The 18457-nt window shown below is 61.3% G+C and carries 24 protein-coding genes and 1 tRNA gene; 4 read left to right on the forward strand and 21 right to left on the reverse strand.

Going from position 1 to position 18457, the window contains the following annotated elements:
- Positions 1-241: 241 nt before the first annotated feature.
- From B2790_RS21275 to B2790_RS21285, 3 genes are all read right to left on the reverse strand, one after another.
- Positions 242-1537, reverse strand: a complete 1296-nt coding sequence (locus B2790_RS21275; protein WP_025337608.1) for an NAD(P)/FAD-dependent oxidoreductase — start codon at positions 1535-1537, stop codon at positions 242-244.
- An 84-nt stretch (positions 1538-1621) separates the two neighbouring features.
- Positions 1622-1795, reverse strand: a complete 174-nt coding sequence (locus B2790_RS21280) for a DUF3094 family protein (protein WP_013970765.1) — start codon at positions 1793-1795, stop codon at positions 1622-1624.
- Positions 1796-1928: 133 nt separating this feature from the next.
- Entirely contained in the window at positions 1929-2558 is a 630-nt protein-coding gene (locus tag B2790_RS21285; RefSeq protein ID WP_013970766.1) for a DUF1780 domain-containing protein, read from the reverse strand.
- 133 nt (positions 2559-2691) lie between these two features.
- Between B2790_RS21285 and B2790_RS21290 the strand changes: the two genes are divergently transcribed.
- Positions 2692-3399 (forward strand): energy-coupling factor ABC transporter permease, encoded by a 708-nt coding sequence (locus B2790_RS21290; RefSeq protein ID WP_286919675.1) that lies wholly within the window; start codon positions 2692-2694, stop codon positions 3397-3399.
- Between the two features lie 181 nt (positions 3400-3580).
- Here the strand turns inward: B2790_RS21290 and yacG are convergent, their stop codons facing one another.
- Genes yacG through B2790_RS21310 form a run of 4 tightly spaced genes read right to left on the reverse strand, consistent with a single transcriptional unit; the run spans position 3581 to position 6478 of the window.
- Complete coding sequence (gene yacG / locus B2790_RS21295) at positions 3581-3781, reverse strand: DNA gyrase inhibitor YacG (RefSeq protein ID WP_003260624.1); 201 nt, start codon at positions 3779-3781, stop codon at positions 3581-3583.
- Positions 3778-4401, reverse strand: a complete 624-nt coding sequence (coaE, locus tag B2790_RS21300; protein ID WP_112251900.1) for a dephospho-CoA kinase — start codon at positions 4399-4401, stop codon at positions 3778-3780. The genes yacG and coaE overlap by 4 nt, the downstream gene beginning before the upstream one ends.
- Positions 4401-5267: a prepilin peptidase gene (locus B2790_RS21305; RefSeq protein ID WP_286919676.1), complete on the reverse strand. Its 867-nt coding sequence runs from the start codon at positions 5265-5267 to the stop codon at positions 4401-4403. The genes coaE and B2790_RS21305 overlap by 1 nt, the downstream gene beginning before the upstream one ends.
- A gap of 2 nt (positions 5268-5269) precedes the next feature.
- Positions 5270-6478: a type II secretion system F family protein gene (locus B2790_RS21310; RefSeq protein ID WP_286919677.1), complete on the reverse strand. Its 1209-nt coding sequence runs from the start codon at positions 6476-6478 to the stop codon at positions 5270-5272.
- 216 nt (positions 6479-6694) lie between these two features.
- Here B2790_RS21310 and B2790_RS21315 point away from each other — a divergent pair, with 216 nt between their 5' ends.
- A complete protein-coding gene (locus tag B2790_RS21315; RefSeq protein WP_286919678.1) occupies positions 6695-7105 on the forward strand; it encodes a pilin in 411 nt (136 codons plus the stop codon).
- Between the two features lie 71 nt (positions 7106-7176).
- Positions 7177-7252 (forward strand) — tRNA-Thr (locus tag B2790_RS21320).
- Between the two features lie 1020 nt (positions 7253-8272).
- Here the strand turns inward: B2790_RS21320 and B2790_RS21325 are convergent.
- The 13 genes from B2790_RS21325 to B2790_RS21385 form a co-directional block, all read right to left on the reverse strand.
- Positions 8273-8590, reverse strand: coding sequence for a phage head closure protein (locus B2790_RS21325; protein WP_422662681.1), 318 nt, complete (start codon positions 8588-8590; stop codon positions 8273-8275).
- On the reverse strand, positions 8590-8871 hold the full coding sequence (locus B2790_RS21330; RefSeq protein WP_286919680.1) for a head-tail connector protein: 282 nt from the start codon (positions 8869-8871) through the stop codon (positions 8590-8592). Before B2790_RS21330 ends, B2790_RS21325 begins: the two co-directional genes overlap by 1 nt.
- Positions 8868-10364, reverse strand: a complete 1497-nt coding sequence (locus B2790_RS21335; RefSeq protein WP_286919681.1) for a terminase large subunit — start codon at positions 10362-10364, stop codon at positions 8868-8870. The genes B2790_RS21330 and B2790_RS21335 overlap by 4 nt, the downstream gene beginning before the upstream one ends.
- Positions 10361-10816 (reverse strand): TerS protein, encoded by a 456-nt coding sequence (locus B2790_RS21340; RefSeq protein WP_161892062.1) that lies wholly within the window; start codon positions 10814-10816, stop codon positions 10361-10363. Before B2790_RS21340 ends, B2790_RS21335 begins: the two co-directional genes overlap by 4 nt.
- Positions 10817-10831: 15 nt before the next feature.
- Entirely contained in the window at positions 10832-11209 is a 378-nt protein-coding gene (locus B2790_RS21345; protein ID WP_173887216.1) for an HNH endonuclease, read from the reverse strand.
- On the reverse strand, positions 11206-12441 hold the full coding sequence (locus B2790_RS21350) for a phage portal protein (protein WP_173887214.1): 1236 nt from the start codon (positions 12439-12441) through the stop codon (positions 11206-11208). Before B2790_RS21350 ends, B2790_RS21345 begins: the two co-directional genes overlap by 4 nt.
- A complete protein-coding gene (locus B2790_RS21355; RefSeq protein ID WP_286919682.1) occupies positions 12438-12959 on the reverse strand; it encodes an HK97 family phage prohead protease in 522 nt (173 codons plus the stop codon). Before B2790_RS21355 ends, B2790_RS21350 begins: the two co-directional genes overlap by 4 nt.
- The gene (locus B2790_RS21360; protein ID WP_286919683.1) at positions 12959-14161 is read right to left on the reverse strand and encodes a phage major capsid protein; all 1203 of its coding nucleotides are present in this window, start codon (positions 14159-14161) and stop codon (positions 12959-12961) included. The genes B2790_RS21355 and B2790_RS21360 overlap by 1 nt, the downstream gene beginning before the upstream one ends.
- A 214-nt stretch (positions 14162-14375) precedes the next feature.
- Complete coding sequence (locus B2790_RS21365; protein ID WP_286919710.1) at positions 14376-15137, reverse strand: hypothetical protein; 762 nt, start codon at positions 15135-15137, stop codon at positions 14376-14378.
- Positions 15138-15244: 107 nt separating this feature from the next.
- The gene (locus B2790_RS21370) at positions 15245-15568 is read right to left on the reverse strand and encodes a hypothetical protein (protein ID WP_286919684.1); all 324 of its coding nucleotides are present in this window, start codon (positions 15566-15568) and stop codon (positions 15245-15247) included.
- Positions 15565-15777, reverse strand: coding sequence for a hypothetical protein (locus B2790_RS21375; protein WP_173887204.1), 213 nt, complete (start codon positions 15775-15777; stop codon positions 15565-15567). Before B2790_RS21375 ends, B2790_RS21370 begins: the two co-directional genes overlap by 4 nt.
- The gene (locus B2790_RS21380) at positions 15774-15905 is read right to left on the reverse strand and encodes a hypothetical protein (RefSeq protein WP_286919685.1); all 132 of its coding nucleotides are present in this window, start codon (positions 15903-15905) and stop codon (positions 15774-15776) included. The genes B2790_RS21375 and B2790_RS21380 overlap by 4 nt, the downstream gene beginning before the upstream one ends.
- Positions 15902-16102, reverse strand: coding sequence for a helix-turn-helix domain-containing protein (locus tag B2790_RS21385; RefSeq protein WP_286919686.1), 201 nt, complete (start codon positions 16100-16102; stop codon positions 15902-15904). Before B2790_RS21385 ends, B2790_RS21380 begins: the two co-directional genes overlap by 4 nt.
- 147 nt (positions 16103-16249) lie before the next feature.
- On the opposite strand from B2790_RS21385, the gene B2790_RS21390 reads away from it, so the two are divergent.
- Complete coding sequence (locus B2790_RS21390; RefSeq protein ID WP_173887201.1) at positions 16250-16933, forward strand: hypothetical protein; 684 nt, start codon at positions 16250-16252, stop codon at positions 16931-16933.
- Here the strand turns inward: B2790_RS21390 and B2790_RS21395 are convergent.
- On the reverse strand, positions 16930-18138 hold the full coding sequence (locus B2790_RS21395) for a site-specific integrase (protein WP_286919687.1): 1209 nt from the start codon (positions 18136-18138) through the stop codon (positions 16930-16932). The genes B2790_RS21390 and B2790_RS21395 overlap by 4 nt on opposite strands.
- Between the last annotated feature and the right edge of the window lie 319 nt (positions 18139-18457).

Consider the following 18457-nt stretch of genomic DNA (forward strand, 5'->3'; position numbering starts at 1 on the left):
TCGGCTTAGATCCCAATTGTCTTTTAACCAATTGGTCGTAGTTTCAAATCCTACACGCCCCACCACGAAAAAAGGGCATCTCGCATGAGATGCCCTTTTTTTTGCGTTGAATTTATCCCACAAGAATGCGCTCTTGGGCCTACAAAGCCCTGTGTGGGAGCGGGTTCACCCGCGAATGCGGCAGCAGGTTCACCATCGCATTCGCGGGTGAACCCGCTCCCACAGGGCATGCTGGTGTCTGTCAGTGCAGTTTCAGGCGCGGCTCGGTACCCCGGCCAATCTTGCTACCCAGCATCATCAACGCCGTACGGAAGAACCCGTACAACGCCATCTGGTGCATCCGGTACAGCGACACGTAGAACATCCGCGCCAGCCAGCCCTCCAGCTTCACGCTGCCCATCAGGTTACCCATCAGGTTGCCCACCGCCGAGAAGCGCGACAGCGACACCAGCGAACCGTAGTCCTTGTACTCATAGGTCGGCAGCGCCTTGTTCTCCAGCCGCGCCTTCAAGCTCTGCGCCAGCATCGAAGCTTGCTGGTGCGCCGCCTGGGCACGTGGCGGCACGTTGCGGTCGCTACCCGGTTGCGGGCAGGCGGCGCAGTCACCGAAGGCAAAGATATTGTCGTCGCGCGTGGTCTGCAGGGTAGGGCGCACCACCAACTGGTTGATGCGGTTGGTTTCCAGGCCATCGATGTCCTTGAGGAAACCCGGCGCACGGATACCGGCCGCCCACACCTTCAGGCTGGCCTGGATCACTTCACCATCCTTGGTTTTCAGGCCATCCTCGGTCACTTCACTGACGGCAGCGTTGGTCATCACCTTCACCCCAAGCTTTTCCAGGGTCTTGTGCACCGGCACGCTGATACGCTCTGGCAGCGCCGGCAACACGCGCGGGCCCGCCTCGATAATGGTGATGTGCATGTCCTTGGGCTGGATGCGGTCCAGGCCATAGGCCGCCAGTTCGTGTGCCGCGTGATGCAGCTCGGCGGCCAGTTCCACACCGGTGGCACCGGCGCCGACGATGGCCACGCTGATCTTCTCGCTCGCCACATCACCGGCATGGGCACGCAGGTAGTGGTTAAGCAACTGCTGGTGGAAACGCTCGGCCTGCTTACGGGTGTCGAGGAACAGGCAGTGCTGCGCCGCGCCCAGGGTGCCGAAGTCGTTGGTGTTGGAACCCACGGCAATGACCAGGGTGTCGTAGCCCAGGGTGCGCGCTGGCAGCAGCTCGCGGCCCTCTTCGTCGAGGGTGGCGGCCAGTTGAATCTGTTTGCCTTCACGGTCCAGGCCGCTCATGCGCCCCAGCTGGAAGTTGAAGTGGTTCCACTTGGCCTGGGCCACGTAGTTCAGTTCGTCTTCCGAGGAGTTCAGCGAGCCGGCGGCCACTTCGTGCAGCAGGGGCTTCCAGATGTGCGTGAGGTTGGCGTCGACCAGGGTGATCTCGGCCTGCTTGCGCTTGCCCAGGCTTTTACCCAGGCGGGTCGCCAGTTCCAGGCCGCCGGCGCCGCCGCCGACAATCACGATGCGATGAGTCATGGGGATATCTCATAAGGTTTACGGAATTCGTGGCCCCGGGGGCCGGCCGCAAACTGCACGATGGGAGGGCGAGCGCGAAGCAGCTCATAGCACCAGTCCACTGAGCAGGCGGCTGATGAGACCCAACCCGATGGTCACGGCCACCACCAGCACAAGGAGCAGCCACGGCCGGAAGGGCCTGCGCTCGACTTGGTGCTGGGGGGCTCGCAGATACTCATCGACACGACGCTGATCTTCCGGATTCAGGCGGCTGGTCATGGTAGGGCCTCGTCAGGTAGACGTTTGTGACTGCGTAAACGCTACAGCGTTCACGCAAGCGCTTGAAACAAATGATAATGCTTTCTATATCTGGCGCCGAGTGTACGCCATCGCAAACATTCGCTGCACTGGATCAAAGACTGATGCCCACGTCGAAGACAATGCTGCGGCCCAGGTTGCCGCGCAGGAAGTCCGGCGCGTCGGGGTGGGCGAACAGCACCCGGGCAAAGGTCGGCCCGACCAGCGACAGCGAGCGCCAGCCCTGGCGCAGGTATTCGGTGGGCGGCGGGAAGTGGGTATTGAGGTCGAGCACTTCGCGCTTGAGGCTGGCGAAGGCAATGATGTCCAGCTCGTTCAGCTCCAGCCCGCGTTCCCGGTAGTTGTGCGCCTTCTTGCGCAAGGTCGGCGCCAGCCGCCCCAGCAGCTCGGTGGCACTGATGCGCCGCGGGCGCGCTTCGCGGCGTACCAGCTGCGCCAGGGAGAATGCACTGCGCCGGCGCTGCAGTTCTTCGCGCCATTCGTCGTTGAGCCGGCGGCCCTCGTCGAGCACGAAAAACACCTCGAACGCCGCGTCGCGGAACAGTACGTCTGGCGGTTCTTGCCCGGCCGGGGTGAAGTCCTCGCTGCGGTAGGGGATGTTCAGCCCCTGCAACAGGCGTTGGCACACCCAACGCTCCCGCTCCCACTTGCGGGCGTTGGAGAGAAAGGCATTGGCTTGTTCCGCCTGGATGGTAAGCAGGCGCAGGTAGTCTGAGTCATCCATGCAGACAAGCTTAGCCGCTAATCGATGACGATAAGATGCTGTTTGTGCGCAGGAATCAGCCCGGTACCGGCGCACTGTTGCGCTACCCCTGCCAGATGAAACCGAGAATGGGTGTAGACTCGGCTTTATCCACATGGCAGTAAGGGGCATTCGTCAGGTGATCAGCGCGCAGGTGTTGTCCGGCACCACCCTTACGCTTGGCTGGCTGGGATATGTGCCGTTGCTGATCTGGGCGGTCAGCCAGGTGCGCTGGGTTGAGCTGTTCACTGACCGGCGCCGCCAGCATCTGCTGTTTGGCACGGTGTTCTGCCTGTTTGCCTTGTGGTTGGTGCGGCGCGATTTCGATACCGGGGTGTCGTACCACTTCATTGGCATGACGGCGGTCACGCTGTTGCTGGACTGGCCACTGGCGGTGCTGGGCGGATTCATGGCCCAGCTCGGCTTGCTGGCGCTGGGGCGCCAGGACCTGGCGGCGCTTGGGGTGAATGGCTTGTTGCTGGTTGGCCTGCCGGTGCTGATAGCCGAGGCGTGCGCGATAGGGGTCGAGCGCGCCCAGCCGCGTAACCTGTTTGTGTATATCTTCTGTTCAGGGTTCTTTCCGGCGGCATTGACCGTGCTGGCCTGCCTGTCGACCGCGCTGGGGCTGTTGTGGCTGGACGGGCGCTTCGCCATGCCGGAGTGGCTCAGCGATTTTGTCGGCTACCTGTGGCTGATGATGTTCCCCGAAGCGTTCATCAACGGCACGGTGATCAGCGCGCTGGTGGTGTTTTGCCCGGAGTGGCTGGAAACCTTCAACCGCACGCGGTATCTGCAGGCGCCGTGGAAGGAGGATGATCGATAAGTAACCAGGCCCGAGCAGCCCCGGCGATCTTTGAGTTAACGCTGAAATCGGGGGCCGCTTTGCGGCCCATCGCGACACAAGGCCGCTCCTACAGGTACCGCGCCAGTCTTGAGGCTTGTGGGGTTGCCTGTGGGAGCGGGCATGCCCGCGAAGAGGCCCGCACAGCCACTTGGCTATCGGATCAATGCCGCGGCTCCAGGTCCCCCGAGTACAGCTCGTCCTCGGACTCTTCCGCCCCCGGAATCTTGTGCTCTTCCGCCGCCCAGGCCCCAAGGTCGATCAGTTTGCAACGGTCCGAACAGAATGGCCGGAACGGACTTTTCTCGTTCCATTCCACAGGTGCGCCACAGGTCGGGCAATCGACGGTCAATGGCTGGCTCATGGCTGGCCTCCTCGTAAAGTCAGGTAAAAGTGGTGCAGGCGGTCAATCTGCTCATGCAGCGCGGCCAGGTCGCCGTCATTGACCACCACATCATCGGCATGGCGCAGGCGCTCCTCGCGGGCCAGCTGGGCCTTGAGAATGGCCTGCACCTGCTCGGCGCTGGTGTTGTCACGCGCCAGGGTACGCGCCACCTGCAGCTCCTGCGGCGCATCGATCACCAGCACCCGCTGGGTCTTCTGGTACTGGCCCGACTCGATCAGCAGCGGCGACACATACACCGCATACGGCGACTCCGCCTTGGCCAGGTAGCTGAAAATCTCCTGCCCTATCAGCGGGTGCAGCAATTGCTCCAGCCATTTGCGCTGCGCCGGGTCGGCGAAGATCAGCTGGCGCAGGGCTGCACGATCGAGTTGGCCGTCCGCCTGCAGCACGCCGGCGCCGAAGCGCTCGACGATGCTGGCCAGGGCCGGGCGGCCAGGTTCGACAACCCAACGCGCCGCCTGGTCGGCATCGACCAGGTGCACGCCAAGCTCGACGAAACGCTCGGCAGCGGCGCTCTTGCCGCTACCAATGCCGCCGGTCAGGCCGAGAATCCAGGGGGTAAAGGCCGCAGTGGTCATCAGAATCCAAGCAGTTGTGTGTATGTAGCGTATATTTCATCACCCCAGAGCACGGCAATCCACCCCGCAATCGCCAGATAGGGGCCGAACGGGATCGCCGTACCCATGGCATGCCGGCGCAGACGCAGCAGGCACAGCCCAGCCAGCGCCCCAACCACTGACGACAACAGCAAGGTCAACGGCAACACCTGCCAGCCACCCCAGGCCCCGATCAGCGCCATCAGCTTGAAGTCGCCATAGCCCATGCCTTCCTTGCCAGTGACCAGCTTGAACAGCCAATACACCGTCCAAAGGCTGAGGTACCCGGCCACCGCACCCCACAGCGCGCTGGTCAGCGGGACATAGAGGTCGAAGGCGTTGACGATCAGCCCCAGCCACAGCATCGGCAGCACCAGCGCATCCGGCAGCAACTGGTGCTCGGCATCGATCAGGCTCAGGGCCAGCAGGCACCAAGTCAGCGGCAGCGCCAGCAAGGCCTCGGGCGAAGCACCAAAGCGCCAGGCCACCACTAGCGACAGCAGCGCGCTGGCCACCTCCACCAACGGGTAGCGCGGGCTGATGCGGGTTTTGCAGGCTGAACAACGCCCGCGCAAGGCCAGGTAGCTGATGACCGGAATGTTCTCCCACGCGCGAATTCGATGCGCGCAATGCGGGCAGCGCGACGCGGGTAGCCACAGGTCGAAACGCTCGTGCGGCGTGATCGGCAATTCCAGCATTTCCTGCGCCTCACGCTGCCATTGCCGCTCCAGCATGATCGGCAGGCGGTACACCAGCACATTGAGAAAACTGCCCACCAGCAGGCCGAGCACCGTGGCCAGGGTGAGAAAGTACGCCGGCTGCTCAGCCAGCAAAGTCCATAAAGTCATGTTCAGATCAAGCTACCCAACTGGAAGATCGGCAGGTACATCGCCACCACCAGGCCGCCCACCAGCAGGCCCAGGACCAGCACGATGGCCGGCTCCAGCAGGCTGGTCAACTGGTCCAGCGCCTGGCTGACCTGTTCCTCGTAATGGCTGGCGGCTTTTTCCAGCATCTGGTCCAGCGTGCCGCTGGATTCCCCGATGGCCGTCAGTTGCACCAGCAGCGGCGGAAACAGCGGCTCAGCGGCCATCGCCTGGTGCAGCCCCTGCCCATTGGCCATGCCCTGGCGCAGCCGCAACACCGCCTGTTCATGCAGGTCGCCACCACTGACCCTGGCCACCGTGCCCAGCGCATCCAGCAACGGCACCCCAGCGGAGTAGGACGTTGCCAGGCTGCGCGCAAAGCGCGCCAGCGCCGCCTGCCCCAGCAGCGTGCCGAACACCGGCAAACCCAGCACCCGGCGAGATATCCACAGGCGCGCTGGCGCGTGCTGCCGGTAGAGCTGGCGCATGGCAACACCCAGCACCACACCCATCACCAGCAACAGCGGCGCAAACCGGCTCAGCCCTGTGGACAAGTCGATCACCCATTGGGTAAATGCCGGCAACGCCACGCCCATGCCCGAGAACATACTCTCGAACTTCGGAATCACCTCCAGCAGCAAGATCGCCGATACCCCCAGCCCCGTCAGCAACAGCAGCAACGGGTAGATCATCGCCTTGCGCACCTTCTTGTGCAGCACGCGACGCTGCTCCAGCATGCCTGCCAGCTGTTCCAACTGCCGGTCGAGCGTGCCGGACTGCTCACCCACCCGCACCAGGTTGCAGTACAACGCATCGAACCAGCCCGGGTGGCGCTGCAACGCATCTGCCAGCCCCAGGCCCGAGGCCACATCCTGTTTCAATCTATCCAGCAATGCCGCCTGCGCCGCATCACAGCCACTGCGCCCCATCACCTCGAACGCCTGCAGCAGCGGCACCCCGGCCTTGAGCAAGGTCGCCAACTGCCGGCTGAACCCCGCCGGGTCAGCCTTTGCCCGCCGTTTCGGCAAACTGAACGTCAGCCCACCGGCAGGCCGCAAACTGGCGACCTTGATGCCCTGGCGAATAAGCCCGGCACGCACATAAGCCGGGCTGCGCCCGGACGTTTGCCCGCTGACCGGCGCGCCGTTGGCGTCGGTGCCGTGCCAGGTGTAGAGGAGTGTGGATTGGGTCATGCAAAGGTCCTTTTTCTGCCCGTGCGACAAGCCTGGAAACAGCTTGCCGCGCCCATGCAAGGGCGTGCGTCCGAGATGCTCACTAGAGTAGTTCAGCGAAGACGACGCCCGAGCGGGCAGGGGTGACAAAAGGTGTCTGTTCAGGCCTACTGCGCCGCTGCCAGCCGGGGTCGAGCCTGACCTCAACGAGTACGCGTATCAAAAAGGAAAACGTTCATGAAAGGGCAACGCGGTATTACCCTGATCGAACTGATGATCGTCGTCGCGATCATCGGCATTCTGGCGACCATCGCCTTACCGATGTACACCAACCACCAGTCACGCTCCAAGGCCGCGGCTGGGCTGCTGGAGATCAGCGCGCTGAAGACGGCGATGGACCTGCGGTTGAATGACGGGAAGGATGTTGCGGATGTGGCCACGTTGGGTGGCCAGCCGGCGACGGCGCACTGTGCGATCACGGCTAGTGGCAAGGCGGCGGACGGCACTGGGAGCATCGTTTGTAAGCTGGTGGATGCGCCGGCCACTGTGCTCGACAAAGCACTGACCCTGACGCGTTCGGCTACTGGGTGGGCGTGTACGACCAACATCGAGGAAGACCTGGCGCCGAAGGGGTGCAAGGCGCCTTGAGGGTGGGGCAATAAACTAGCGGAAACAGGGGTTTGCGTAACGGGTGCGAGCAGTGGTACGTTGCGCTACACGCCGGTGTAGCTCAGTCGGTAGAGCAGCGCACTCGTAACGCGAAGGTCGTAGGTTCGATTCCTATCCCCGGCACCAGTAAATACAAGGTATCCAGCCAAATCACCGTGACAGCAGTGAATGGTGTGACAGCAGGGTGACAGCAAAGAGAAGCCCCGCACAGAGACGATCTGGCGGGGCTTTTTCGTGGGCGCCACAAAATGGCGGTGTCGGGTTTCGTGGCGCGGCCTGGGTCAAACCGGCGATTCGCCGGTTTTGTCGGAATACCCGGTATTACGGGAATTTCCCGTATTCAGACCAGCGCAGTGCTGCGCCCGTTGACTACGTACGCTTTCCGTACGAATTGGGGTTGGTACGAAAAGCGTCCCGACCTACTACGAAAATTTCGTAGTGGAACCCAGGTGGAACCTAGTCGGTTCTGAGTTCTGGATTTCAAATCCAAAAGTGTCTCAGAGACAGGTTTGTATCGACGAAATTCGTCGGAACAAGCAGCCGGACGCCAGGCGTACGCTTGGCCAAAAGAACGTTTGGCGTTGTTTTGCCGGACAACTCCCGGACAAGAACGCCGGACAAGGAATCGGCTCCAGCCCAGGCGCCATACGGCTTGCAGCGATATCTAACTACGTGTGTCGCGAACCCATACACAGAGCCAGAATCGAGAGCCGATTGGTGTTCATGAAGGCACAATATCAGGGCACAAGGTTTTCGCTCCAGGCCATGCGCCATGCGGCCTGTAGCGTATTCAAACTACGTGCGCTGCAAACCCCATGTGGATTTGAAGTCTGGATGGCTCAGAACCGAGCCATGGTCCAGAACTGGACCATCTAGAGATGCCCTCAATTTTGAGGAGACCTCATTCAGATGAATGACATGCGGGATTTTCCCGGATGACTTGCAGGAAAAATTTCCGGCATGACCTGGCCCGCCAGATCGACGGGGTAGACTTCCCCCAATGGGGAGAGTTGACGATCAATTCTGTCAGCCTGCCAGAATTGTCTTCCCCCGCTGGGGGATCAGATCGGTTCTGACTCCTCAATTTTGAGGAGTCGGGTGGGGTGGTGATTCGTCACCCCATGGGGTCGTGAAACGCTACCCCCTTCAAGCACGCCCTGTCTTGCACATGAGCTCGATTCGCCGGCGGCGAGCGTCGGGCAGCACGGCAGTGATTTCGTAGGTCTTCGCCCCTTCGCGTAGGCGCCAGCTCGATACCAGGTCGTCGCGGTAACGGATGCGGATGCGGAACACGGTCTGCGACTGAGGCGCCTGGGCGGCCATGAACTCGCTGCCGCTGATGCTCTCAATATCGGCCCACTCCCGGCCCACTGGCTCCCAGGTACGAATGAACCCACCGCCGGGTGTTCTGGTGTCCACCGGGCGTTCAATCGTCACCGGGTAGCGCAGCTTACCGGCCAGCATCACAGCACCGCCATCGAGCGATACGGGGCCAGCAGCATCGCGTAAGCGGTGCCCTCGGTCAGCGTGCGGTCGCCCTGGCGCTCCCGATTCTCGTATAAGTCGCCCACCAGCAGCAGTACAGCAGCCTTGATCGGGGCGGGCATCGGATCGGGTAAGCCGTCTCCCAGAAAGTTGCTGACGTGAGTTTCGGCGGCAGCGATCAAGCCTAGGATGTGGCCGTCTTCCTCGTCGTGATCGACGCGCATGTGCAGTTTGGCTTCTTCAAGGGTCACGGTGGTCATACGAAAAATACCTCGGTATCAAGATCGGCAGGGGCCTCGGCCACCTGGGCGGCGCCGAACGCCATAGCCAGGGCCTGCAGGCCGTCGATGCGGCCGGTGCGACGGCTCTTGTCCAGCTTGCGGTTGCCGCTGGGGTCTTTCACCGCCACGGCGTTGGCAGCGCACAGGGTCAGTACGGGGTGGCCACCGTGGGCGATACGACCATTCAGCAGCTCAGCCTCTAGGGCGTCGAGGGCTGGCGCCATGTCGCGGAAACCCTGCCCGTGTGGCACCAGCGGCAGCTCCAGGCCCAGGCGTTCCAGTTCCTTCTTGAGCACGTCGATGCGCCAGCGGTCATAGGCGATCGCCGCCACCTCGCAGTCGCTCAGTATCTCGGCCATGTCCAGTGCCACCGCTTCCAGGTCAACCGTGGCGCCTGGCGTGGTGCGGATGTATCCCTGGCGCACCCACATGTCGTACGGGGCGCGGTCCTTCTGCGCTCGGTCGAACAGGCCCTGCTCGGGCGTCCAGAAGTACGGACGGACCTGCCACACGCCATCCACCTTGCCGATCAGCACCAGCGCCGTCAGGTCGGTTCGGGCCGACAGATCGAGGCCCGCATAGACCAGGCCCTCGAACGGGTCAGGCGCGGTGTCGCAGGCCATCCACACGTCAGGGCTGATGAATGGGCTGTCGAGGCTGACCCGCTGGTTAAGCAGCAGGTTGCGGGCGGTGTTGCTCATGCTCGGCATGCGCTCGGCTTGCTGCATCTGCTCTCGCAGGTCTGTCTCCGACCGAAAGATGCCCAGGGCCGGGTTGGCCGCTCGCCAGCCGTCTTCGTCCATCAGTTCGCATCCCGCTGGCGCCGCGTACAGGCGGCACACGATCTTGGGGTCATTGCTGCGCAGGGCGTCGTCAATCCACTGGCTCAGCAGATCGGCGTCGTTGGCTGCCTGGGTACTGATGGCGATCAGCAGCGGTGCCGAGTGAGCGCCCTGGCTGGTGGTGATAGCGTCCACGAAGTCGGACTGCGGGCCGCGAATCTGGCCAATCTCGTCCAGGATAGCCAGCACCGGGGAAAGGCCATGCGCGGTTTTGCCATCGGCGGCCAAGGCGCGGAACTCGGTGTTCAGGTTCAGCCCCAGCAGCCGCTTGCCGCTGGGCACGATGCGGACGATCTTCGACAGGGCGGGCGATAGCTGAACCATCTTGGCGGCCAGGTTGAACACCAGGGCGGCTTGGTCGCGGCTCATGGCACCCGACACAAGCTGGCTGTTTTGCTTCGCCTCGGGGCCGACCAGGTGCGCCAGCAGCAGGCCCGCGATCAGGCCCGACTTGCCGTTCTTCCTGGCCACACTGAGGATGGCCCGGCGAGTGCCCACCGGGTTGTCGTACACGTCGCGGATGAACTGGCGCTGGAACTCAGCCAGGCATAGCGGCTTGCCCACGTCTGCGCCTTCGGGCGTCACGCAATAGCGCTCGATGAACGCGACGATCTTTTCGGCGCGGGTCATTGCAGCGTGCTCAGGGTCGGGATCAGGTCGTCATCCACATGCTGCCGAGCCTCACGCTCGAGCGCAGCGGATTTGCGGCCATCCTCAGACCGCCCCACGGTGGCAGCCGCGTGGATGTGCAGGAGCCTGGACAGGGTGATTGCGCGACGGCTCATGGTGTCTAGAATTGCGCAAGCGGGGTTGGCCTTTCCGTCAACGACAAAGCCGTCCACGTCGATACTCTGCTGTAGCGCTTCGATATCCGCATTGGTTCGCGCAAGGTTTCCCGCCAGTACCAGATCGTTATCGGTCCAGGTGTCCCGTGGTCGCGTCTGTATCACAGCGTTCCAGAACGGCCAATCCTGCGCACGAAGTCGGACATGGGGAGGCGGTGCGATAGGGCCAAGCGCGACAGCCTGGGCCGCTGCTATGGCGGCCTTGGCGCTATCGGATCGGGGGCGGCGGGTTTTCATGGTCGTTTTTTGCGGTTAGCGATGAAAGAGAGGGTCGGGGGCGGTCTTGCTGTCGGCGGTTGCTGGTGATTTTTCCTCCCGATTCCACGGGTGATCGGGGTCGATGGGCATCCCATTCACGTCGCAGCCCAGATGCACGCGCTTGCCCATGTCGCGGGCAGTCTTGAGGGAGTGACACTCGCGGCACATGGCAGTCAGATTCTCTCGACAGTTGTCATCGCTGTAGTCCTCGCGGCTGTCCTTGATGTGGTCCACGTCAGTGCTGGGCACATACAGGCCACGGGCCAGGCACCAGCGGCACAGTGGTTCCTCTGCAAGCACCTGGGCACGCAACTCCTTCCATGCGGCGCTATTGAGGCTGACTGTTCGTTTCTTCGGCTTGTACCTGTTCACGCTTCTTCTCCTTCGCCCGTGCCTGCATCGCTTCCAGGGGTGTTGGGGCTTCCTTGAGTCTTGGTTGCAGCATCTTGAGGCGGGGTCGCTTGGACATCATCAATACCTTCGACGGTGGGTAGATTCTCAATGCGGCGCACCTCAGAGCGCAGCATCCAGCCATCCTTGATGGCGTAGTCATAGAACTGGGCGCGGGTGACGCTATCGCCACGCAGCAGACCTTCCACGTTGTGCTCACAGAAGAAACCACTGCTCAGCATGGTCTTGTTGATGGCCTGCTCCCACATGACCAAATGTCTGCGCAATGTGAGGGTGATGAACTGGCGGGCCAGCTCCACGCTGTTGCTGTAGTTGGCAGACTCCATGCTCTGCACGATCACAGGCGGGCAACGGAACAGGCGGCATACCTCGATCACCGACAGCTTGCGCGACTCGATCCACTCACTGTCTTCCAACGTCATCGACACTGTGCGGAACGTGGCACCTTGCGGCAGTACGGCGGTCTTGCCGTGGTTGCTCACACCACCTTGGCCAGCCGCCCAGCTATCACGGATCTCCCCTGCCTGCTGCTTGGTGGTGCCCGCTTGAGTCTCGATCACGCCCGACAACTTGGTGCCCTGCTCGAACATCTTGGCACCGTGGGTACGCTCAGCCAGGGCCAGGCCCAAAGTGTCGCGGGCCACTGCAATTGGCGAGCGACCGAGCACACCATCATCGGAGTGGAAGCGCAGGTGGAGCATTTCGTCCGCAGTCAGGCGTTGCAGCTTGCCGTGGCGGTCGGTGTATTCGTAGACCAGGCGCTCACTGGTGGACGTGCGCAGGATCGACACGCTGTCAGGGTGGATAGGCTCCAGGGCTTGGACGCGACCGGCACCACTCCAGCGGATACGGGCGTAACCATTGCCACGCAGCAGAACATGGCGTTGCAACTGCTCCCGGAATTCGAGAGCGGTCTGCCAGTCGTTCGGCGCGTCGTGGAGTAGGGCATACAGTGGGTGGGTGCGGGCCTTGTCGCGTCCGTCATCGGAGTGGCGGTACACGTCCAGCGGCAGGCTGGCCACCGTTTCGGCAATGGCACTCACGCAGCCATAAACCGCGCTGATGCTCTCAGCCGATTGTGCCGTGACATTCACGCCCGCCGAATTGCTGGCCTGGCTGAATTGGTCGAAGTACCGGTCGTATGCCGGTGTGTTGTTGTCGGAGCGGGTGAATAGTCGGAACAGCTTTTTCACCGGATGCACTCCAGGAACTCAAGGTATCGACGGGCATTGGTCAGCGCCAGCAGCGGCTTGCGGCTGCGCACCGATACGGTGGTGCTCGCATATGCCGGGGTGGCGGTGATCGTGATTTCGTGCAGGTCCACGTCCTGTAGGCTGCGCACCTCGCCTTGCCAGTCCTCCTTCACCGGCACGAAGCCGAATGAGCACCCGGCTACGTCGCCACGCTTCACCAGCTCGGACAGGTCGCGGCCCAGGCTGGTATCGGGCAGGTCCAGTTCGAAGGCAAGGCCCACGTCATCCTCAGTAAGGCGCAGGGTGCCAGCTCCGACACGGCCCAATAGGGCTGCATCGTCGTGCTCGTAAACGGCGCGGATGCTGGCGGCGGCTGGGCCTGCAAGGGAGCGCTTGAAAGCCCCCGGAAGGATGATTTCGGTAAAACCCCCAATGGGGGCTGGATCACCGAAACGGGCGGCATAGCCGAACAGCGTTCGGCCTTTGCGTTCCAGGCTTACGGCTGCTCGGCGTTCCATCACGGTGCGCTCGCTACGACGAAGCCTTCGGGATGGCGTACAGCGGTATCGACGGTGGCCATTGCACGGACCTGCACACCGCCACGGCTGTAGGCGGGTTCAGCGAATGGGTTGACCAACAGGTCAATTTCGCTCCAGACGCCCAGCATCACCTGGCTCCAGTCGCCCAGGATCAGCTTGCCAGTCGGGACGTTCTTCGAAGTCGCCAGCGCCAGACTGGCCAGGATGCCGTTGTCGAACAAGAAACCGCTGCCCGATCCAGCCACCTTCTCGGTGCTGCCCAGGATGGTGCGGATCGCGGCGGTGGTCAGCCAGCGGGCGTTGGTGATGTTCACGTCATCCAGCTTCTCCAGCAGCGCCAGCACCTCGGCCCAGGTGTTGGGCAGAGCAGCGGTCTGGATGCCGGGGGTGTTCAGCACGCCCAGCGGTTCACCAGCAGCGCCGCTGCCGTTGATGATGGCGCGGTCGATCTGGCGGGCGATGAGGAAGGCCAGGTCTTCGCGCACCAACTGCTCGATACCCGGCGCCGATTGCTGGAGCAACTGGCGGCTCATTTCAGTTTTGCCGCCGCAATGCTTCGGCGTCAGGGTGACGTTGTCGAACGACATTTGGGCTTCGGGCACGGCCTGGCCTTCAGTGACCCAGCCGGTTTCCAGGCCGCTGCCGTACTTCGGAATCGACACATTGCCGATCAAGCCGGTCAAGGTGCGGATACCCAGCGAGCGGGCCAGCAGGCTTTCGCGCAATGGGCCGATGTATTGGTCTGCCCGGTGGTCGGTGCCCACCAGCTCGGGTGCGGTCGTGGTGGTGTTGGCGCGGCGCTCCAGGGCGGCGAACGGAACGAATACGCCCTCAGCCTTGCGACCAGTGCGGCGCTCGGCCTCTTTGGCATACTCGGCCTCGGCGCCGTCCAGAGTACGCCCCTCCATCTGCGCACGCAGGACACGCACGACCGATACGCGCTTCTCCAGGTGCTCAGGGGTGTCGGTGGCGGCGGGAGCGGCGGTGCGCTTCTCCAGATCGGCCAGGTGCTCGTGGCGGGTGATCTGGTCGGCCAGCGAACGCTCTTCGGTCTTGAAGGTTTCAAACTGGGTGGATTCGTCGGTGGTCAGGTCACGGCCAGCAGCGGAAGCGGTGTCCACCAGCTTTCTCATGCCCTCGACGGCAGTGGTGCGCTTCTCGCGCAGTTCGTGAAGTTTCATCAGGGAAAAGTCCTGTGGATGGGGTTTTCGAGTACCCACCATAGGCCTGTTTTCCCTGTCAAAACAGTGGCTTACCGTTCGCTTGATTGAGGCTCTGTCCTATTGTGTATGGGTGTATCTGTAGGGACATTGAGGCTTGAGAATTTCCGATGAACGGTCATCTGGTCGCCTCGCTGCCTGGATTGAGCAAAAGTCGCGGGCCGCGATGTTTGGTTCAGGCCGAGTCGTAGTGAGAAAGCCATTCATCGACGGATTGATCTTCTGGTGCTCTATGTGTCTCTTGTGGGGTATTGGAAAGGGTCTTGTTACCGCACATCCTGATTACCTTGTTTCCGTGGTTTGCAACGCCCGTAGTTTGATTTGGCTGTAGGCCGCATGATTCCTGGGCTGTAGCGGTTTCCTTGTCCGGAACTTTTGTCCGGGAGTTGTCCGGCGCTTGTCCGGAAATTGTCCGGATGTTGTCCGGCAAAACGGCTGCTCTGAATTGCTCTGCGGTCAGACTGACAGGTGCCAGACTGCCGACTTTGAATCGGTCATCAGTCACCGATCCTGTCACCACGACGCTGCGTAGCTTCCCCATGTAATCGTGCATAGCTGCCAGCCGCCGTGGAAAGGGCAGGCCGGTGCTCAGCCAGAACTTGTAGAAATGGCTGCGCTTGCCGACACGGAATTGCCCTTTTGGTAGCAGGGCGCCAGCCTTACCAGCGGCAGTGGTGCGCTGGCGTGTCAGATCAGCATTGAACACCGCGTAGACAGACTGGCCAGACAGCACCGAGACAAACTGCAGCGTCACCCCGGCGACCCGGGATTTGCCGTAGTGGCCAGTGGAGTAACCGATGTACTCAAACGCATCCATGCCCACCGCCATCAGGGCCTCGCGACACAGCCCGGTCCTATTGGCGGCGATCCACTCAGGCGGCACGGGCTTGCCGCTCGCCGGTTGAATGACGAGCTGCCCACGCTCAATGCTCACCATGTCTCCACGGCGAAGTAGTTTTGCGGCTAGGCATTCCATTCATGAACTCACAATCAGGCGCAAAGGGGTCGATCTGAAATCGACCCCCTGCATGGGGCGGTGGGTTGTCAGGCTGCGCGGCGCGTGCCAGACTTGCCCCCGATATCGCATTCCCGTGCCATGTCTTGACCCTTGCGGCGCTGCAACGCCGCTTGGGCCTTCTCTTCTTCCTTCCAGATAAACTCGCTCAGGTTCTCACTGCGTTCGCACAGGCTGTGCGCGACCAGCCTCAACCCGTTCATGAGCCCAGCCAGGCGATAGCCGTTCAAGAACGGACTTCCTTCGCTGTCTTCTTCGGTGGCGTTGTCGTTTACCAGGTCAGCGACCACGTTCATGAAAGTGCCAGCATCCATCAGCAGCTTGGCGTCAATTTCCGCAATTCGCAGATTCATGCCGCGTCACCCTCGAAGAACTCGATGATCTGCTCGGCACCCATGTCGTAGCGGTGGCCAGCCTCAATACGGTTTGTCGCATCTTCAATCAGCATGAACTCCCCGTAGTTGTCCCCTGAATATGGCTTGTCGGAGCGCTCCGCCCGATAGCCGTTCTTTGCTGCGATCCGCTTTGCTCGAGCGTCGAGCGCCCTTTGTTCGTTGCTCATGCTGCGATTACCTCCACACGATGGGCGCCAAGCTGGCGCAGGGTTTCCAGATCGACCAGGCGGGTGCTGGCCGGGAGGTGAAGCGTGCCCAGGATCTTCTGGGCACTACCGATAATGCGGACGGTCATCGGGCGTTCTCCACCGCCACGCGGTTGATGTACGTCTCCAGCTCTTTCGTCAGGATCATTCGCCGGCGCCCGATCTTGAAGCTAGGGAGCTCTCCTCGTGCGACGATTTCGTAGATTGCTGAGCGAGCTACTCCGATGGAGCGGGCTGCATCTTCGATCCCTAAAGCCAGGGGTGGAACGTGGTGCGCTTGAGTCATTGCATTCTCCATCTGGCGAGTTGATTGGTTCCGCCAGTGGAGTAAGGCTATACCGAAGAAATACTGCACGTCAAATGATGTGCAGTATTTTTCTGAATTGTATGGGATGGATTGACGGGTATACTGAGGCCCTCAGAGGGGAAAGAAATGACCGCCAAGAAGACGCCAAAGAAGACAGATGCCCTTACGCTGCGACTTGATCCGCGCACGAAATTCCTTATCGAGCTATTGGCTAGATCAGGCCATCAGTCAATCACGGGCGTGATCGAGTCTGCTGTCACTCGGCTTGCTGGCGACCGAAGGGTCGATGGCGGTCAGCGGGAGGAATCTCTTGCGGCGGTGTCGGCGCTTGTGTGGGCGCCGAGCGAGAGTGAGCGAATCGTCAATCTGGCACTTTGCGCCCCTAGCTTGATGAGCCATGAGGAGAGCTGCATTGCCTCGGTGCTGGATTCTGCCGTAGATATATTCTTCAATGTCTACGAGATTGGAGGCAGCGCTGATTACGATTACAGAATGGTAGATGCTAAAGCCGGAAGGGGCGGATTTAGACAGTCCAGTAGTGGGGTGACAATATTTGTAACTCCGAAAAGAAAGTTGATTCGATTGTCTTGGGATCTTATTAAATCTCGTGCTTTAGAACTCGCTGAGAAAGGGTGTTGCCCTGACCTAACGCTTGATGATGTAGAGTCATTCATTGGCCGCCCGGTTTCATCGTTAACTCCTGAGGTAAAAGTCCCTGCGGTGGTTATTCACGACGACGATGGCGTCGGATACATGGGAGCCGATAAGGAGTTTGACGATATCTCTGATAGTTTAGGAGTTAAGCGCTAGATCAGTTCTACCGCCGCCGCCTTGCTGTCTGGCGCAAGGTGCGCGTAGCGCAGGGTCATCTTGAGGTCGGCATGCCCTAGTAGATCCCGGATCGTATTGAGCGGGACGCCCTTCATTGCCAGTTTTGAGGCGAAGGTGTGTCGAAGGTCGTGCCAGCGGAATGCGCTAATGCCTGCCGCCTTCAATACTGCATCCCATGACTTTTTGACGTTGTCCATACGCCCGCCAGTTTGGCTTGGGAATACAAGATCAGAACTTGATGACTGTTCTCTCCAGCCTTCGATGGTTGCCAGGGCCTCGGCGTTTAAAGGGATATGTCGAGTCTGATCGGATTTGGCGCCTTCACCAACTACTGTCAGGTTCTTGTGCTGAATATCAATGTCCGCCCAAGTTAAGTTAAACAGCTCACCCCGGCGAAGCCCGGTATTCAGGCTGATAATTGCCATAGGTTTAAGGTGATCGGCAAATGCGAATTCACGCAAGTTAGGCAGCTCTTCTTTCTTCCTGTCTCGGCGCCATCTGTTGGCGGTGTCGCGCTCGGCTCGTATGCGCTCCTCGCGGTCGCCCAGGGCTTTGCGCAGTCGCAGTTCCTCTTCCCCTGATAGGAATCGAACCCGACCACGGGTATCGAGGCGCAATGGCTTCAGCTTGGTCATCGGATGATCTTCAATCACGCCCCATTCCACTGCCTTGGAGAGGGCGCCCCGGAGAGCTGCAAGCTTCCTGTTGGCCGTGGCATCTTTCAATCCCGACGCCAGCCATTTCACCCGCATAGCCTCCAGATCGCGCTGATTGAGGTCTGAGAGGGGCTTGGTCATCAGGGCAGCAAAGCTGTGTTCTATCGCGTGCCGGGTCTTCTGGTGCGCCTTGTGGTGCGTTTCCAGCCAGGGGTAGTAGCTCTCTGTTAGGTAGCTTGCCAGGGTGTGGGCGGCCCGGCGCTTGTTCTTGGTGGCGACCAGTGGGGCACCGTGCTCATGCGCTTCCGCCAGCCACCTGGCCGCTTCCGTCCTGGCCTGATCGAGCGTCATCATGCCGACCCTGCCCAACGTGGCGGCTTGATTCCTGCCCCAGCTCACCATGTAGCTGGAGTGGCCACTAGGTAGTACCCTGATCGACAGGCCGGGCTGAGCTGTATCATGGATGCGGTAGGGCTTATCCTGCGGGTGGATACTCGCAAGGAGCTTGGCCGTGATCTTGGTTTTCATAGCTGGGCGCCCGTGACAGCATGGTGACAGCAAAATAGACTATACGGACGTGTCTCAAAAGACAAAACCAGACGCTAAAGCCCAGTGTTTATTGGGATCTCCCCGATTTCGTTAGGCTCCATAACGCACTCGTAACGCGAAGGTCGCAGGTTCGATTCCTGTCTCCGGCACCACATCCAGCTCCACTGCATTCCGCTGAATGCTTTGGAAGCCCCCTAAACCGGCCTTATGGCCGGTTTTTCGTTTCCACGACCCTCCGTCGGGAACCAACTAAATCCCCAATAACCGGGGGTATTTTTGGGGTACAGCGTCTTTCCTG

Origin of the sequence: Pseudomonas sp. UBA6753 (assembly GCF_002453565.1) — a bacterium.
GTDB classification, from domain to species: Bacteria; Pseudomonadota; Gammaproteobacteria; order Pseudomonadales; family Pseudomonadaceae; genus Aquipseudomonas; species Aquipseudomonas putida_Z.

Coding starts and splice junctions, on each gene's coding strand:
- B2790_RS21395 (WP_286919687.1), bottom strand. CDS start 18,138: ATGAAAACCAAGATCACGGCCAAGCTCCTTGCGAGTATCCACCCGCAG.
- B2790_RS21315 (WP_286919678.1), top strand. CDS start 6,695: ATGAAAGGGCAACGCGGTATTACCCTGATCGAACTGATGATCGTCGTC.
- B2790_RS21375 (WP_173887204.1), bottom strand. CDS start 15,777: ATGAGCAACGAACAAAGGGCGCTCGACGCTCGAGCAAAGCGGATCGCA.
- coaE (WP_112251900.1), bottom strand. CDS start 4,401: ATGACCACTGCGGCCTTTACCCCCTGGATTCTCGGCCTGACCGGCGGC.
- B2790_RS21370 (WP_286919684.1), bottom strand. CDS start 15,568: ATGAATCTGCGAATTGCGGAAATTGACGCCAAGCTGCTGATGGATGCT.
- B2790_RS21335 (WP_286919681.1), bottom strand. CDS start 10,364: ATGACCCGCGCCGAAAAGATCGTCGCGTTCATCGAGCGCTATTGCGTG.
- B2790_RS21340 (WP_161892062.1), bottom strand. CDS start 10,816: ATGAAAACCCGCCGCCCCCGATCCGATAGCGCCAAGGCCGCCATAGCA.
- B2790_RS21325 (WP_422662681.1), bottom strand. CDS start 8,590: ATGCTGGCCGGTAAGCTGCGCTACCCGGTGACGATTGAACGCCCGGTG.
- B2790_RS21385 (WP_286919686.1), bottom strand. CDS start 16,102: ATGACTCAAGCGCACCACGTTCCACCCCTGGCTTTAGGGATCGAAGAT.
- B2790_RS21285 (WP_013970766.1), bottom strand. CDS start 2,558: ATGGATGACTCAGACTACCTGCGCCTGCTTACCATCCAGGCGGAACAA.
- B2790_RS21280 (WP_013970765.1), bottom strand. CDS start 1,795: ATGACCAGCCGCCTGAATCCGGAAGATCAGCGTCGTGTCGATGAGTAT.
- B2790_RS21305 (WP_286919676.1), bottom strand. CDS start 5,267: ATGACTTTATGGACTTTGCTGGCTGAGCAGCCGGCGTACTTTCTCACC.
- yacG (WP_003260624.1), bottom strand. CDS start 3,781: ATGAGCCAGCCATTGACCGTCGATTGCCCGACCTGTGGCGCACCTGTG.
- B2790_RS21330 (WP_286919680.1), bottom strand. CDS start 8,871: ATGACCACCGTGACCCTTGAAGAAGCCAAACTGCACATGCGCGTCGAT.
- B2790_RS21310 (WP_286919677.1), bottom strand. CDS start 6,478: ATGACCCAATCCACACTCCTCTACACCTGGCACGGCACCGACGCCAAC.
- B2790_RS21355 (WP_286919682.1), bottom strand. CDS start 12,959: ATGGAACGCCGAGCAGCCGTAAGCCTGGAACGCAAAGGCCGAACGCTG.
- B2790_RS21275 (WP_025337608.1), bottom strand. CDS start 1,537: ATGACTCATCGCATCGTGATTGTCGGCGGCGGCGCCGGCGGCCTGGAA.
- B2790_RS21290 (WP_286919675.1), top strand. CDS start 2,692: ATGGCAGTAAGGGGCATTCGTCAGGTGATCAGCGCGCAGGTGTTGTCC.
- B2790_RS21390 (WP_173887201.1), top strand. CDS start 16,250: ATGACCGCCAAGAAGACGCCAAAGAAGACAGATGCCCTTACGCTGCGA.
- B2790_RS21380 (WP_286919685.1), bottom strand. CDS start 15,905: ATGACCGTCCGCATTATCGGTAGTGCCCAGAAGATCCTGGGCACGCTT.
- B2790_RS21360 (WP_286919683.1), bottom strand. CDS start 14,161: ATGAAACTTCACGAACTGCGCGAGAAGCGCACCACTGCCGTCGAGGGC.
- B2790_RS21365 (WP_286919710.1), bottom strand. CDS start 15,137: ATGGTGAGCATTGAGCGTGGGCAGCTCGTCATTCAACCGGCGAGCGGC.